Origin of the sequence: Candidatus Palauibacter sp., from assembly GCF_965197445.1 — a bacterium.
GTDB lineage: Bacteria > Gemmatimonadota > Gemmatimonadetes > Palauibacterales > Palauibacteraceae > Palauibacter.
Genome location: NZ_CBDANE010000005.1, coordinates 1,579,342 through 1,594,918, shown reverse-complemented (window position 1 = coordinate 1,594,918; position 15,577 = coordinate 1,579,342). Strand labels below are relative to the sequence as shown.

Annotated in this window: 9 protein-coding genes; 3 read left to right on the top strand and 6 right to left on the bottom strand. The window is 66.8% G+C overall.

Annotation, left to right across the window (positions count from 1 at the left end):
* Positions 1-95: 95 nt before the first annotated feature.
* Genes ACN9M6_RS14260 through ACN9M6_RS14250 form a run of 3 tightly spaced genes read right to left on the bottom strand, consistent with a single transcriptional unit; the run spans position 96 to position 3,449 of the window.
* The gene (locus ACN9M6_RS14260) at positions 96-539 is read right to left on the bottom strand and encodes a hypothetical protein (protein WP_419163548.1); all 444 of its coding nucleotides are present in this window, start codon (positions 537-539) and stop codon (positions 96-98) included.
* Positions 536-2,434 (bottom strand): hypothetical protein, encoded by a 1,899-nt coding sequence (locus ACN9M6_RS14255; RefSeq protein WP_419163547.1) that lies wholly within the window; start codon positions 2,432-2,434, stop codon positions 536-538. Before ACN9M6_RS14255 ends, ACN9M6_RS14260 begins: the two co-directional genes overlap by 4 nt.
* Positions 2,424-3,449 carry an MBL fold metallo-hydrolase gene (locus tag ACN9M6_RS14250; RefSeq protein ID WP_419163546.1) on the bottom strand — a complete coding sequence of 342 codons (1,026 nt, stop codon included), beginning with the start codon at positions 3,447-3,449 and terminating at the stop codon, positions 2,424-2,426. Before ACN9M6_RS14250 ends, ACN9M6_RS14255 begins: the two co-directional genes overlap by 11 nt.
* Before the next feature lie 129 nt (positions 3,450-3,578).
* Between ACN9M6_RS14250 and ACN9M6_RS14245 the strand changes: the two genes are divergently transcribed.
* On the top strand, positions 3,579-3,851 hold the full coding sequence (locus ACN9M6_RS14245; protein WP_419163545.1) for a hypothetical protein: 273 nt from the start codon (positions 3,579-3,581) through the stop codon (positions 3,849-3,851).
* Complete coding sequence (locus ACN9M6_RS14240) at positions 3,802-5,340, top strand: sodium:solute symporter family protein (RefSeq protein WP_419163544.1); 1,539 nt, start codon at positions 3,802-3,804, stop codon at positions 5,338-5,340. Before ACN9M6_RS14245 ends, ACN9M6_RS14240 begins: the two co-directional genes overlap by 50 nt.
* A gap of 12 nt (positions 5,341-5,352) precedes the next feature.
* Here the strand turns inward: ACN9M6_RS14240 and ACN9M6_RS14235 are convergent, their stop codons facing one another.
* The 3 genes from ACN9M6_RS14235 to ACN9M6_RS14225 form a co-directional block, all read right to left on the bottom strand.
* On the bottom strand, positions 5,353-6,324 hold the full coding sequence (locus ACN9M6_RS14235) for a carboxypeptidase regulatory-like domain-containing protein (RefSeq protein ID WP_419163543.1): 972 nt from the start codon (positions 6,322-6,324) through the stop codon (positions 5,353-5,355).
* 201 nt (positions 6,325-6,525) lie between these two features.
* Positions 6,526-9,177, bottom strand: coding sequence for a DEAD/DEAH box helicase (locus ACN9M6_RS14230; RefSeq protein WP_419163542.1), 2,652 nt, complete (start codon positions 9,175-9,177; stop codon positions 6,526-6,528).
* 65 nt (positions 9,178-9,242) lie between these two features.
* Complete coding sequence (locus tag ACN9M6_RS14225) at positions 9,243-13,604, bottom strand: hypothetical protein (protein WP_419163541.1); 4,362 nt, start codon at positions 13,602-13,604, stop codon at positions 9,243-9,245.
* A gap of 218 nt (positions 13,605-13,822) precedes the next feature.
* On the opposite strand from ACN9M6_RS14225, the gene ACN9M6_RS14220 reads away from it, so the two are divergent.
* Positions 13,823-15,550, top strand: a complete 1,728-nt coding sequence (locus tag ACN9M6_RS14220; RefSeq protein WP_419163767.1) for an IS1634 family transposase — start codon at positions 13,823-13,825, stop codon at positions 15,548-15,550.
* Positions 15,551-15,577 lie beyond the last annotated feature (27 nt).

Here is a 15,577-nt window from a genome sequence, read left to right as displayed (position 1 = left end):
CTCCGGTATCGGCTGCGGGGTGGATCGTGTCGTCGCGCGGGGGCCGGAATATTCTCCCCCCTCGAGATCGCGGCCACAAGCACCGGGCGGGCCCGTCATGGCGTGGGTGGCCCGGGGCCAACGCCCTTCAGCTGCACGACGATGACCTCGACGGGTTCGGGGCCCATGTTCACGTCTCCGTGGAGTTCGCTCGGAGGATCGGCGTCGAGCCAATAGGCCCGGCCCGTCTCCCACGTCATCTCGCGCCGTTCCCCCGCGTCGCTAACCACGGTGAGCGTCCCCCCCTTGAGCGCGATGATTGCGCGGGGGTTGTCGTGGCGGTGCATCTCGAGCGGCTGGTTGGGCGCGATCACGCTCTTCCATACCTGCACATGCTCGTTCTCGAACTGCGGCGTGCGTCCGGTGGTGGCCACAGCGTCCGGTTCCGCCAGCTCGCCGGCTTGGCCGCACCCCGAAACCAGCACGGCGGCAGCGAGGACGGAAACGACCGCGGGGACGACAACGCGGACGATGGCGCGGGCGATCGTGGCACGCATCACGGGCCGGCTCCTTGTGTGGAGTGGGTTGGGTCGGGAACGAGCTGGGGCCCCGCGCCGACGGTCCCGCTTTGCCGCACGGCGGCGGGCGGGGGCGCGACGACGATTTCGATTTCGGCGCTGGACTCGGCTTCTCCGTGCGCGGGGGAAAGGACGTGGATCGTCAGGCGGTACCGCCCTTCGTCGAGGAGGGGGAGGCGGAGTTCGACGGTGCGCCCCTCGACACCGGGGTGCGCCGCCTCAAGCCAGCGGATGCCGGCCTGTTCCGTGTCGCGGCCGGCGAGGCCGCTCCACTCGAGTGCCCTGCGCCAGAACCCCTTCCCCTCGCGCGCCAGGGAAAGCGTAACCTCGAGGGAGGCGGCGGGCGCGGGGGAGCCGTACCACTCCCAGTAGACGGCCAGGGTCTCGCCCGCCCGGGCGGTGCGGTCGGCTCGGGCGCGGGCCAGCGCCCCGGCGAGCGTGGAAGGGAGGGCGCCGCCGGCGTGCAGGAGCAGGACGTCGGAAAGCAACGGATGGCCGTCGGTGAGGGGGATCCGTGCACGGGCGGCGCCGGGCTCCTGTTCGCAGCGCGCTTCGACGCCGACGAGGGTGGCGGGTCCGGCTGCTCGGGGCTCCGCGACCGCGAGCGGCCCGCCGCCGCGGCCGGTGCGCGAGGCGGTCACGCCGTGGGCGTCGGCGAGGAAGAGACCGCTCTCGAGATCGCAGGGGGGCAACGAGTCCGGCCACGCGAACGCCGCCACCACGCGCCGGCGCCCGTCGCGTCGAAAGCCGGCCACCTGGTGGGGCAGCTCCAGAACTTCGCCGAAGGCCGGCGCCCAGCTCGTGCGGGCGTCCTGTTCGTCCAGGTTCCACAGCGGCCCATCGTCCACCGTCCCGAGGCTCGACACCGTGAAGCGTTGCGCGCCCGGAAGGCGGTGCGACCACACGAGCTCGTCGGTGCGCACGCCCACGAGCCGGCGGCGCGCTCGCTCCCACCCCGCGGGCCAGCCGAAGCGCAGCGTGATCTCGGTGAGATCGTCGCCCCACGGCATCCCCCAGGGGCTCGCGGCGTCGGCCTGGAGCGCGGCGCGGACGCGGCGGGCGAGGTGTTCCGAGCGCCGCTCAAGTCCCGGCACGAGCCACAACGGGTCGGAGAGGTGCCAGAACGAGCGCTCCACGGCGCGGCGCGGCGCGCTTCCGCAGGCGAAGCGTTCGTAACGGCCGCGCGTGCCGCGGTCGAACACAGGTCCGGGTTCGGTCCACGCGCAGCGCTCTTCTTCGGTCATCCGGCCGAGCGCCCGCGCGAACGCCGCCTCCGCCTCCGCGTAGCGGCCGCTCTCCTGGAGGACGAATCCGGCCACCGCCTCGCACCAGGAACCCTCCATGTGGCAGACCTCCAGGAGCGCGAGCGCCTCGTCCGCGCGGCCGGCCTCCAGCCGGTAGGCGACGCGCTGCCCGGTGAGCCACTCGTCACCGGGGACGAGCCGAGCGGCGCTGTCGAGGACCGCAATCAGGGCGAGTCGCTCCGCTACGACCTCCTGCACCTCCGGGACCGGCACCCAATCGTCGTCATCCCAACCCTCGACGAGGCAGAAGCGTCCGATCCCCTCCCCGCACTTCGGGTTGACCAGCGGGCCGCGCGGGAAGTTGCGGCGCCTGACGTGCTCGAACGCGCGCTGCGCGTCGCGCGCCATCCGCATCGCCGCGGCGGCATAGGCCGGCGCGGGCGGCTCGCGCGCTTGAACCGCGTCCGCTCGGACCGCCCTCGCCGACCCCGGGGCCGAGTATGCCGGCGCGGGCGCGGCGACCGCCGACCCCGCCAGCGCGAGTACCGCGAGCGCCGGGGCAACCGCCGCGCGCGCGGCGCGGATCTCGATCCTCCAACCGGTACGCGTCTCAGTACGCGTCTCAGTACACATCAAGGTCCCGGCCGTAGGCGAGCGGCCCCTCGTAGCCCGCGGCACGGATCTCCGCGACCATCCCCTCGGGCGTCGCCCCCCAGCCCAGCTGGTGGTGGAGGACGAGGATCCCGGGCCGCGCCCTCGTCGCCAGCTCCGCCAGTTCGACGGTCGAGGTATGCGCCTGGGCGTGATACACCTGCCATTCCGGCGGACGGTCGCGAAACGTCGTGGCCGAGTACACCTCGTGCACCAGCACGTCACACCCGGCGCACATCTCGACGATGGCCTCGGTCGGAGCGGTGTCGCCGGAGATGACGACGGAACGCCCGGCCCCCTCGAAGCGATAGCCGTAGGCCTCGGGCCAGCCCGTGTGCGGGACGGCGAACGCGGTCACGCGGACGCGGTCGTCCTCGTAGATGACGCCCGGGTCGATGTCGACCGCCTCCACCCGCCACCCGTCGGGCGTCGCGGGCTGGCGGCCGCTGAGCCGGTTTTCGAAGTCCGCCTCCCACGCCGCGGTCAAATGCATGGCCATCGCCGCCGTGCCATCAGGTCCGAACAGCTTCAGCGGCGCCTCCCGCTCCGCCACCCAGGGCGTGTGGATGAGATCGGGCAGCCCCACCGTGTGGTCGCTGTGCAGGTGCGTGAGGAACGCGATGTCGAGGCGCGCCGCCGTGAGCCCCTCTACCGCGTAGCGCTCCGCGGCCTCCGCCGCGCGCCGCACGATCCCGGGGCCCGCGTCCACGAGGTAGGCCCGGCCGTCGACCAGCACCGCGGTGGCGGGGCCGGAGGCCGCCGGTTCGGGGTTCGGCGTGCCGGTCCCCAGCAGCACGACGTGCGTTCCGGTGGAGAGATCCGCGCTCTGCGCGGCGGCATCCCCCGCGGATGGCTTCGCCTCGCCGTTCACGGAGACGTCCGCCGCTCCGGACGAAGGAGGCGCCGGCGCGCACCCGGCGGATGCCAGGGCCTGCCCGCCGCAGAGCAGGCCGGCGACGAAGGCGAAGCGATGGCGCGTTCCGTGGGTGGGGGGCATGAGCCAAGATCGGGCGCGTCGCGCCCGCGCTCAACCGTTGCCGGCCGACGGCGGCGAAACCGGAGCCTTGACCCGGCCGGACCGAGCCACCCTTTTTCGCCGATGGACGATCCACGCCAACCCCGCGCCGTGACGCAGGACCGCAGTCCCCTCGCCGTCGCCGTCGCGGCCTTCTACGTGCTCCTCTTCGCGGCGCTCGTGTGGCCCGTCTACCCCCGCTTCGCCACCATCGAGCCGCGCGTGCTCGCGATGCCGTTCTCGCTCTTCTACGTCGTCGTCTGTCTTCTCCTCTCCTTCTTCGCCCTGTTCGCGTTCTACCTGTGGGAGCGGAAGCGGGACGCGGCGGAGAGCGGTGCCCCCCCCGATGGGGACGCGGGCACGGCGAGCGGAGGACACGGCTGATGCCCGCCTGGCTCGTCGTCTTCCTCGTCACGATCGGGTACCTGCTCGCCTCCCTCGCAATCGGGCTCGCCTCCGGGCGTCACGCGTCAGCAGCACCGAGGGCTACGTCGCCGGCGACCGCTCGCTGAACTTCCTCGTCCTCTACTTCATCATGGGCGCCTCGGTGTTCAGCGCCTTCGCCTTCCTCGGCGGGCCCGGCTGGGCCTATTCGCGCGGGGCCGCGGCCTTCTACATCCTCGCCTACGCCTCGGTGGGGCTCGTCCCGTGGTACTTCTTCGGCCCGCGTGTCGCCGCGCTCGGCCGCCGCTTCGGCTACGTGACGCAGGCCGAACTCTTCGCGCACCGCTTCAACAGCCGCTCGATCCCGGCCATCCTCGCCGTCCTCTCGATCTTCGCCTTCATCCCCTATCTGGTGATTCAGATGAAGGGGGCAGGCTACGTGTTCAACGTCGTCACCGAGGGCCGCGTCCCGGAATGGGCCGGATCCGCGATCGCATATGGCGTCGTCCTCATCTACGTGTTCCGGAGCGGCGTCCTGGGGGTCGGCTGGACGAACACCTTCCAGGGGATGTTCATGATGGTGCTCGCGTGGGGGCTCGGCCTCTACCTGCCGTGGAAGCTGCACGGCGGCGTGGGTCCGATGTTCGATGCGATCGCCGCCGGACTCCCGGACATGCTGCGGGGGCCGGGGCTGGGGGCGGACGGACAGCCGTGGAGCTGGGGCGCGTATTCGAGCTCCGTCGCCATCTCCGCCTTCGGGTTCAGCGTGTGGCCGCACTATTTCATGAAGATCTACACGGCCCGCGACATCGGCACGCTCAAGCGGACGGTCGTCTACTATCCGACCTTCGCGCTCTTCCTCGTCCCCATCCTCTTCATCGGATTCGCCGGGGTCCTCGCCTTCCCCGGGGTCCAGCCCGCAGACGCGATCCTCCCCACCATCGTGACTTCGGCGCAGATCGGGCTTCCGCCCTTCATCGTGGGACTGTTTTGCGCCGGAGCGCTCGCGGCGTCGATGTCCACGGGTGACGCGCTCCTGCACGCGGCGGGGTCCGTGGCGGTGAGGGACTTCTGGGGCAACCTTCGGCCGGGGGCGCTCGACGACGCGGCGCAGCGCAGCTGGATCCGCAAAATGGTGATCGCGGTCGGGGCGGTCGCGTACGGCCTCGCCCTGATCCCCGGACTCAGTCTCGTGGAACTGCTGCTGCTGAGCTACGGCTTCATCGCGCAACTCTTCCCGCTCACCGTCGTGACCTTCCTGTGGCGCGGCGTGACCCGGGCGGGGGCGCTATGGGGCCTCGTGACCGGCGGCGCGATCGCGTTCCTGCTTGACCTCGGCCTGCGCCTCGACCTGGTCTCGGCGGCCGCGACGGCCGGCGTGCACCCCGGGATCTACGGCATGGTCGGCAACGTGATCGCCATGGTCGCGGTCTCGCGCTACACAACGCGCCTCGACTCCACGCACTTAGCCGAGTTTGTCGACCGCTGAACTCTCGCCGCGCTACTTCGTCCAGATCAGGACCAGATCGCAGCCGGACTGGAATCGCATCAGCCCGGCCGGGAGCGAGACGGGCGCACGATACACCTCGACGCCGGCAACCTCGCTCGGGATCACGATCGTGTCGATCGGAAGGTTCGTGACGTTCATGTTGTCCAGATAGATGCTGAGGCAGCCCCCGCGCGGATCCCAGGGCGACCTCCTCGCCCGCAGGAGTTGCAGACGCAGCCCGGTGTGATTCGACAGTAGCTGGCTAATGCGATACGGGCGCCACCGTTCCAGGTAATCCTGGGTGATGAACTCGCCGATTCCCAGCATCTCGCCCCAGTACCTTCTATCGTAGAAACCCTTCGTCTCGAGCCTCGGGGACCAGGTCGTCGTCGCGATGAGCGGCTCCATCTCCACCGGGGCCGGAACGAGCCCGATCTCCACCTCCGTCGCGAGTCCCGACTTGACATTGATCGTGTGGCGGAGCGGCGCGTAGCCGAGGCGCCGCACCTGAAGTTCGTGCGGCCCCGCGGGCACGCCGGTGAGGATGAAGCGCCCCCACCTGTCGCTCTCGACCGCGGCCGGGCGGCCGGCCACGGTCACCGCCGCGGTCCTGATCGCGTCTTTCGTCTGCGCGTCGAACACGCGCCCCACCAGCCGCCCCGGGCTGGTCGTCCGGGCGGGAACCCGGAGCGCGATCTCACGCGTCTCCCCGGGTCCGAACTCGACGACGGCCTGTTCGCTCGAGCCGGTCCCCACCTCCCCCCACACGGTGGCCTTCCGCGCGTCTCTCGGCGCGCAGATCACGAGGCGGCCATCGGCGCCCGTGGACCGGCGGACCGGCCTCCGAACGACGTCAGTCCAACGGACCCCCACCGTGGCCCCTCGTACCGCCGTTCCCGTCTCGTCCAGGACCGTGACCTCGAGCGCACTCCGGCTTCCACAACTCCGCTCGTCCTGGCCCGCCAGGGAGGCGGCACCGATCATTAGTGGGAGTGCGAGGATCGCCACTCCAGTCGCCCAAGATCGCGGCGCCAGCGGCGATCTCGCTTTGGTCCCCAACGTCATCTCACACCTCCTGCTCCGGTCGTCGATCTCACAGGGTTCTCCGGCGTCTTCCTCGTTCCGTGCTCAGCCTGTGAGACGTCGCCTGCCGCCAAGTGGTCACATCAGGACGAGCGCGATGTGTCACCCGCAGCTTCCAACTTCCGGCCAGAACAAGACCAAGTCGGTCAGCAGCGGCTTCCGGAACGGGAGCCTGAGGCCATGGACTTCTCCATCGGCATGCTTGCGAGCCCGGTCCAACCAAGCCGAAACCGAATCCAGCGAAGTTGGTCGGGCCGAGATGTCCGCTTCGGTCCGTCCAGGTTTGCGTCGATTGAGCAGATCCAACACTTCGTCGTCCCGTAGCAAGATCAGATTCCCCGCATCCGTTGTCACGCCAACGACTACCTGCCGCAAGTGGCCGGGGCCTCCCGTAACAGCGTCCTGAACGCGAAACACCGCCAGCGGATGTGCGGATTCCCCGAACACCGCTAGCGCCCCCTCTCCGTCCAAAGCCTGGGACAACGCCTGGTCAAAAGCCTGATGGCCGACGCCCACGATCCGCTTGGCCTCCTCCGCATCGCACGGCTGCCTGTGAAAGATCAATCCCTCGTAGCGCTGCCGTACGCCGCGGGGACCCCGCCAAGCTTCGGGCGTAATGAAGCTAAACGATCCTTTCTCGCGGCCGAATCTGCGCCCGTTCCTCAACAATGCTCCGTGGAAGAACGGAACCAGATCCGGGAGGTCCTTCTTCGGAACGTCGTCGAGCTGCGAAAGGTCGAACCCCTGACAGTGCCCCACCAAATCGGTCACGGTCTTAATGGCTGACTTCCCGCCCAGCGTCCGGGTCTTAGCGTCGAACCACTCGTCAAAGAGATCGCGCCGGACGAGCTCTCCGCTCGAAAACAACTCGTTGAAGAAGCGCGGTCCAGCCATGCCGAGAACCATCTGCATCAGATCCTCCGGCTCGTCCATTGCATGCTCCAACGCCTTCATAATGTGACTGAGTTTAGTCTCGAGCTTGTCCCAGATTCTGGATTCCACGGTACTCGGGTTCCGGATAGTCACAACATCGACGGCGTTCCTCTGTCCGTAACGGTGAAGCCGCCCGACTCGCTGATGAAGTCGCATCGGATTCCAGGGCAGGTCCACATGGATCAGAGTGTGGCAGCGCTCCTGAAGATCGATTCCCTCCCCGCCTGCCTCCGTGGAAACGAGGAAGCGGAGCCGACCCTCGTTGAAGGCGACCGCCGTAGCCTCCCGATCTTCCGCCCGTACAATCATCTCGCCGGATGGTCGCCGGATGCCCTCGAGGCGATTGTCACCATTGATAAACCCCACGCTTCCCTCGCCGAAGCGTGCCATCAACGTCGACACCATCAGGGCCTGCGTCGCCTTGTACTCCGTGAACAACAGGATCGAGCGGTCTCGGTACTCGTCTTCGATGATCTCTCCGATGCGCTTGATCTTGCTCTCCTCATCGATCTCTCCAGCGGCTTGAAGCAAAGCCTCGAGGTGCGGGAGTTCGTCTTCGATCAACCGAAACCGCTGCCGGGTCATCCAGCCGTTGAGTGCCTCCAAGGCATCGACATCCTCCTCGTTGCCTTCGGAGATCTCCGCATGGTTACGGTCTCGGAGTTCTTTGGCTTCCCCTCGCAACTTGTGCAGGCGCCGTTGCAACGCCGCACGAATGGCCGCCACGGAGCTGGATGCGATCTTCTGCATCGCGATCAGAACCAGACTTACTTGTCGTTGCTCGGTCTGGCGCAACCCCGATGCGTAGGCATTGCCGGCGACAATGAAATGCGTCAGTAGCCCATAAAAGTCGCGCTCCTCGTCCGTGTATTCGTAGGTCTCGGGGCGGTTGTTCACGGGCGTGAACAACCGGTTCCCGGCCATGTCGGTCGCCTTGTGCTTGAGGTTCCTGATCAACACCTCTCTTAGCCGCGATAGCTGTTCCGGTTCTGGCCGGTGCGGTCCAAAGGCGTCTGGGCGAAGCAGCCCCATGAGGGCCCAAAACCCGTACGATTTGCCTCGGTGTGGCGTACCCGTGAAGAATAGGCAGGACTCCACCCGCTGCTCTCTTACCAAGCGTTCTACGAGCTGAAACCCGAGCGTTTTGCCCGTCTGCTCGTCGGCGTTGAGATGGTGTGCCTCATCTACAATGAGCATGTCCCACGGGGGCGCATCTAAGAGCCTTTCGTGGCGCCCGCCACGGTCCGCGCGCATGGTCGGCAGGGATGCGACAACTTGGTTGTGGGTACCCCAAAAGTCCGCCTTGGGCCGATCAACCACCGAGCGGTACGCAGACATCCGGATGTCGAAGAGCGTCCGCAATCGGAATTGCCATTGCTCGACCAGCGACGCGGGCGTCAGGATCAGAAGCCGCCGTACCCGGCCGCTGGACAGCAGCGGCCACAGGACCAGGCCGGCCTCGATCGTCTTACCGAGACCCACATCGTCCGCGATGAGCAGCCGAATTGGCCACTGTTGGAGAACCCGGTGGCAGACCCACAGTTGGTGGGGAAGCAAATCGATGCGGGAGCGCGAGAACACTCCCCAAGCATCGTTCAGTGAGCGTATGGCGGCGGCCTGCGCCTTGAGAGTGAGGTCGAGCGCAGGAGACCAATGGCCAAGGCTCACGGCATCATCGATCCCCATGCGTCGAGTCAGGCTGCTTGCTGCGCAGGATTCGATCCGATCGGTGAACCGGACCACCACCGTGTCGCCTTCGTCCACGATCACGCTACCGGTTCCGAAGTCCGGATGGTGAACTTGCTGTTCCCTCCTAAACATCGTCAGCTCCCCCTCCGGTCATGCAGAAAAGACTTCTTCGCTGGTCACACACCGGGACACGTTCATCACGGTTCGCCCTGCAACAGTTGATCCCGCAACTCCTCGCCGCGACTCGAAGTAATGAACCGCAATGGAATATCATAATCTCTGCCGAACTTCGCGCCGTCCTCGCCCAGGTGCTTCCTTAGATACCTATGAATATCCTCCGCTTTTTGGACCTCGACGCCAAACTTTTCGAAGAAATCCCGAATTCGGGCGATCGGCGCGTAAGCATGTGGAACCGCCAGCGGGTTCCGGAGCACACCGTGATACAGAAGCTCCCGGACAACGACGTGGGAACCGAGCCTCAGCGTTCTCGTAAGCGGCGGTGGGTCGATACCGCCTCCCTGCAGTTCCGAGTCCGACCGCGGGGAAAGTACCGTCTGCAAGTCAAAACTGCCTTCGAAGGAGTCCAACGATAGGAACAGGTCCGCATAATCATCCAGCCAACGACTAATCCGATAGAGCCTAGGGAATTGGGCCATCCATTGCGCCCATTCCTCATCGTCATCTTGCTCTTCGGCGTACTCATCGATGATATTCATCCACTCCTCGGATCTCTCCTGAGGATCGGATGAGGCAAAGATGTCCCACCATCCGCGCCTCTGACATCGCTGCACGAAGCTGCGGTGCTGCTCTTCGCGGGTACGCCCCATGCCTTGGAAGCTGCCCAGCGCGAGGAGCAGGAACCATGACGGGCGGTCGATTCGGCCCGTGTCATCTGGCCCGAAGTGTAGTCTCCAAGGGATCTCGGGATACAGCCGCCGCGCCCGATACTCATGCCTCTGGTTGGGGTTTCCGGACCACCAGCGGTAGAGTCTATTCATCACTTTGGGCAAGTCGCCCCGGGAATGGATTGGCTCTACTGGTTCCGGTGGACAGTAAGTGGAAATCCAGTCTACTGGGACCAGCCGGCGACGAAGCCTTTGAATCTGTTCTTCCGTGAGGCCCTCGGTGAGCTTAGGAACCGAGAGCGCCGACTGTAACCAATCCTTTCCGCGTACGCATTCAGCGACCCGGTCGCCATGGTCGCCGTCTGCAAGGTATTCAAGGGCTCTCGCACGTGCCCCAACGGAGCCTGCATTTAACACCCATTCCGCGATCTTCTCGACCGGTGCGTCCATGCGTCGCCGGCAAGCCAAGAAGAAGGCCACGGCCGGACACCGGCCCTCCTCCGCCCCCACGTAGTAGTCAGCATGCAGGCGGTGCTGGGGGGGTGCCACCGCGTGCCGTCGGGCCTCATCGGGATCGAGGCCGGTCCCGTGAAGCGCCAACAGTCTGCGGGCCTCGACCCACCCGCCCGCTTCGGACCGAAACAGCAGCTTGCCCAGCCGCTCGCGCAAATCGTCCGACAACCAGTCCGACGCTTCCTCGGTCAGAAACAGCACCCGTCCCAGCACATCGGCATCGTCCGGCTCCGTCCTGCAGCGCTCCAACACGCCCAACAATGTTGAGAGATCGAGAGTTTGAAGGCTTCTCAGACTCGCCTGCCGCAGAATGTCCGCAATCTTCTTGGAGACGCAACTGCGTCCGGGGTAATGGCTGGCGAAACGCGGCCAGGCACTTAGTGTCGCCCCGACATCCTCGCACAGCAGAACCCCGCTCAGTTCGTACCTGATCTGGTTCGCATCCGCGAACCCGCGCAACGGTTCCCCCAACCCGTTGGGGATCGCGCCAGGGCGCTCGCACAGGCGAGCGACCGCCGCCAGTGCCACCCTTCGCAGGAGTTCCGCTGCACTGTCTCGAACCCGCCCCAGACAGCCCTTGGTCAGCCCAATCCAAACGCTCTCCCAGAAATCCACTGCATCGAGGTTCGCTGCCAGTCGCAGGTCGGATCGCACCGAGCCCCAATCCTCGTGCGAGTGATCCAACAGGGGGCTGAGAGCGTCGCCGACCTCACGCCCGATTCGTCCCGCCTTTTTGACGTTGTTGGCGGTGTCGCCCGCCAGACGACCGCGGCCGGCATCCAGATCGAAGCTGCCGTTGACGGCGAAGCCAACGGCCGACGACTCGTGAGTGGGTGCCGTGACCCATAGGGCGGGAACCGTGTCGGGCAGCGGGCGGAATCCTTGTGGTCCCAAGGCCATGAGCAGGGTGCCACTGTCCGTGCGGACACAGAGAGCCGTCGTGCGGTCACCTCCGTCACCCTGCAGGTCCAACTCACCTACTTCCACGCCCGGAAAAATGGAACGCGGTTGCCAGCCCCAACTCGCCTCCGACGCTCCAACGCATTCGATCGACCGGACAGCCCGTCCGAAGGCGCATTGGATACCCGCGAGATCCCGGAATCGCTCCAGGACCCTATCCCGAAGTTCAGCCCCTACTTCCGGCAGATCAATGAGCGTGCCGGGCAGCTCCGAATCGGTACCAAGTTCCGTCAGGCGCCGCCGTGTCTCCTGAGCATCATCCCAAGGCTGCGGCAGGATACCCGCGACCACGCGCACGGCCAGCCGGTCGCTGAGGAGCCGGGGCTGGTCGCAGGCCAGCAACACGCTCTTGAACCCCAAGCCGAACTTGCCGGTTACGCGCTCGTCCCCGGGCTTATCGGACGCGGACAAGATGAGCATCTTTTCCAAGTCGCGGTCATAACCCCGGCGCTCACCGTCAAAGTCGACCGGACCACGGGCGTTGACCGGTCGTCCCCAGTGCAGGAAACCGAGTCCATCAGCTCGCTCCTCCACCACAAACCGCCGGGCCGACTCCGGAACGTTACAGTTCTTTGACTCAATAGCGCGAAGCTCACCCAGCTCAATGACGGCGTCGTCGGCGTTCTGGAAAAGTTCGAACGGGATACTGGAAGGATCGTACTGATATTGCTGGAGTTTGTTCTTGACAGCTTGCAGGACCGCTTGCTGTTCATGCGGGCTACCGTCGATTCGCTCGGCGAGTTCCTCAAGGGCTCCGTGTAGATCCTCCCTTGCGAGTTCGGCCGACTGCCCGCCTGCCTCCGCCTCCGCGATCCGGCGGCGGCACGAATCGCAGATCAACAGTTGTTGCTCGACCTGCTCGCTTCTCACCGAGAGCTGCCTGAGGTAAAACGGGACATGATCCAAGATCAGCCGACGAGCAATCCCGATCTCCAGTTGATCTGTCTGGTCCAGCTCTCGCCACAGGCTTCCGAAGTCCGCATGTGCCGTGAGGAGTTCGCGAGAGAGCCTTTCTGCCGTGGCACGCAGCAGTTCGGCTGAGCGCTCCGGCTGGAGGCTACCGGGATCAATAAAGCGCATCGTGACCATGTATCCGTCGACGCCGTGCGGAGCCACTGCGCCGACGAGAAGCGTGGCCGACTCCGGTTCAAGGGCAACGCTCATTGGTTCGCCCAGGAGGTTGGATACGGCTACTTTGTCTTGCGTCTGCAGCTCGAAGCCGACCGAGATGAGTTCCAGCTTCGTCCGTGATGATCTCGGGAGTTTCTGTACAAACCATTCGAAACTGTGCGGATGCAGGTATTGCTCGGCCAGATCGCGTAGGGCGCGACCCAAGAGCCCCAGTACCACGCCAATCATAGGCTTCGGCACGAGGTGCTCCCACGGTTGGAAGTAGCAGCGCAGCTTATCCCTGGCCTGTGGCCGGGCCTCCCAAAAGGCGGGGGCCGAGGGAGCCCCGGAGTGGTCAGGCCGTCCAGTGCCGGAACTGCCGCTACAGATGACGGCTTTGAGGATGCGTCCCTGGCTCGCGTCAAGCGCGCTGGTGGACACGACACCATGATAGCCGTGGCATAGTCTTGAGGCCGGTTGCCACCGTCCGTCGGCCGACGCGAGACGCAGGCGCGAGAGCTGGGCCGCTGTCAAACCGTGATTCGGTAGCTGCCGCAGATAGATATCATGGATTGATTTGCGGAGCGGCCTACGGTCATCGCCCTCGCTGATCCAGTTCAGTACACTCACCAATCTTTCGACATCGATCCTTCTCGAGAGTGCTGACCCCAGTTTGTCCCAAACTGTCTCCAAACAGAACGGACCATCCGCAGCCGTGGCCAGCAGGCGCCAGCCCGGAAGCCGACGGCAACGAGCTAGCAGCGCCAATTGGTCAGGCTCCGGATGCTCCGGCCATTCGCCGATGTGGTAGTCCGACAGATCGGTAAGCAGCAATCCGAGACGCTCTATGCCGTCGGTGCCCGAGGAGAAAGCTCCCTGCAGCCGCCTCCACGCTTGATGCTTCTGGATGTCGTCATGCAGGTCCTCGGGGACCGCGAAAACGGGACCGTGAGCCGATCGATGTTCGGCCACGAGCCGGTGAGCTTCGTCGCGCAAAGACGCCTGGAGGTCGATGACATCGTCGGGCTTGACCGGCGAGCCGGAAGCCGCAGGCAGCCAAGCCCGGCTCCGCAGCACGGCGCGCAAATCGTCGCCGATCACACCTTCGTCTATGGCGCGCAGCGCATCCATGACGAGGCGCCAGTAACATGAGGGTTCTTCGGCTCGCAGAGCGATTTCGATCCTCGCCCGGTCGTCTAGGCCGAACTTCCGCGTGAATCGGGGCCGCTGCAGGCCGTAACTCGTTAACGGGGAACCGCATACGCGGCTTCATGCGCGGTTCGCGGTACCCATGTAACGTAAGATGCATAGCGTTGCCACGATGTGTTGTATGCGTTATGTTTATGTCCATGTACATCGAGCGCGTCCCCAACCGGAACTCCCCGCCCGCCGTCCTTCTGCGCGAGTCCTACCGCGAGGGCGGCAAGGTCAGGAAGCGCACGCTGGCCAACCTCTCGAAGTGGCCCGACGAACTCGTCGAGGGGCTCCGCATCCTCCTGAAGGGGGGCGTCGCGCTTCCCTCGATGGACGACGCGTTCGAGATCCTTCGCTCCCGGCCCCACGGCCACGTCGCCGCCGTCCTGGGCACCCTTCGCGCCCTGGGGCTCGAGAAGCTGCTGGACCGCCGTCCGTCCCGGGAGCGGGCGCTCGCCGTCGCCATGATCGTCGCCCGCGTCCTCGACCCCCGCTCGAAGCTGGCCACCGCGCGCTCGCTTGGCGGGGAGACCATGAGTCACACGCTGGGCGGGGAGCTCGGCGTCGAGGACGCGGACGCGGACGAGCTGTACCGGGCCATGGACTGGCTGCTGAGGCGCCGGGACCGCATCGAGCGGCATCTGGCGGGGAGACGCCTGGCGGACGGCTCGCTGGTGCTGTGCGACGTGACCTCGACCTACTTCGAGGGCCGCAAGTGTCCGCTCGCCAGGCGGGGCTACTCCCGCGACGGCAAACGCGGCAAGCTCCAGATCGTGTTCGCGCTGCTGTGCGACGGAGAGGGGTGTCCGGTGGCCGTCGAGGTGTTCGAGGGCAACACCGCCGATCCGGGCGTCGTCGGCGCGCAGGTGGCGAAGCTGCGCGAGCGCTTCTCCCTGTCCCGGATCGTCTTGGTCGGCGACCGGGGGCTCATCACCGGCGCCCGCATCCGGGAGGAGCTGCGGCCCGCGGGGCTGGGGTGGATCACCGCCCTGCGCGCCGACGCGATCCGCAAGCTCGCCGGCGGCGGCGACCTCCAGCTGTCGCTCTTCGACGAGCGGAACCTCGCCGAGATCGAGTCGCCCGACTATCCCGGGGAGCGGCTGGTCGCGTGCCGCAACCCGCTCCTGGCCGCCGAGCGCGCCCGCAAGCGCGAGGAACTCCTCGAGGCCACCGAACGCGAGCTGGAGAAGGTCGCCGCGGCCACGCGGCGCGAGCGGAGCCCGCTCACCGACCCCGAGAAGATCGCCGTGCGCGCCGACCGCGCCCTGCGATCCCGCAAGGTCGGCAAGCACTTCGACACCGAGGTCGCCGGGGACGGCCGCTTCGCGTACGCGCGCAACGAGGAGCGCATCGCCGCCGAGGCGGCCCTGGACGGCATCTACGTCATCCGCACCAACGTGCCCGCCGACGAACTGCCGGCCGGGGACGTGGTCCGCTCCTACAAGAGCCTCAGCCGCGTGGAGCGCGCCTTCCGAAGCTTCAAGAGCGTCGACCTCAAGGTCCGTCCCGTCCACCACCGCCTCGAGGGGCGCGTGCGGGCCCACGTCTTCCTCTGCATGCTCGCCTATTACGTCGAGTGGCACATGAGACGCGCCCTCGCCCCGCTGCTCTTCGACGACGACGACCCCGACGCCGCCGAGGCCCAACGCGCCTCGCCCGTCGCGCCCGCGAGACCCTCGCCCGCCGCGCGCGCCAAGGCCGCCCGCAAGCGCACTCCCGAGGGGCTGCCCGTCCACAGCTTCCGGACACTCCTGGCCGACCTCGCCACCCTCACCAAAAACCGCGTCCGACCCGTCGCGCCCGGAGCCCCGGCCGCCGACATCCTCGCCCGTCCCACCCCCCTTCAGGCCGAGGCCTTCCGGCTCCTCGGCGTCAAACCGTGACCCGTACCCAGTAGCGTACACCCCCGA

Excerpts from the sequence above, each read along its gene's own strand:
- ACN9M6_RS14255 (WP_419163547.1), bottom strand. The coding sequence starts at position 2,434 with ATGTGTACTGAGACGCGTACTGAGACGCGTACCGGTTGGAGGATCGAG.
- ACN9M6_RS14250 (WP_419163546.1), bottom strand. The coding sequence starts at position 3,449 with ATGCCCCCCACCCACGGAACGCGCCATCGCTTCGCCTTCGTCGCCGGC.
- ACN9M6_RS14235 (WP_419163543.1), bottom strand. The coding sequence starts at position 6,324 with ATGATCGGTGCCGCCTCCCTGGCGGGCCAGGACGAGCGGAGTTGTGGA.
- ACN9M6_RS14230 (WP_419163542.1), bottom strand. The coding sequence starts at position 9,177 with ATGTTTAGGAGGGAACAGCAAGTTCACCATCCGGACTTCGGAACCGGT.
- ACN9M6_RS14225 (WP_419163541.1), bottom strand. The coding sequence starts at position 13,604 with ATGGATGCGCTGCGCGCCATAGACGAAGGTGTGATCGGCGACGATTTG.
- ACN9M6_RS14220 (WP_419163767.1), top strand. The coding sequence starts at position 13,823 with ATGTACATCGAGCGCGTCCCCAACCGGAACTCCCCGCCCGCCGTCCTT.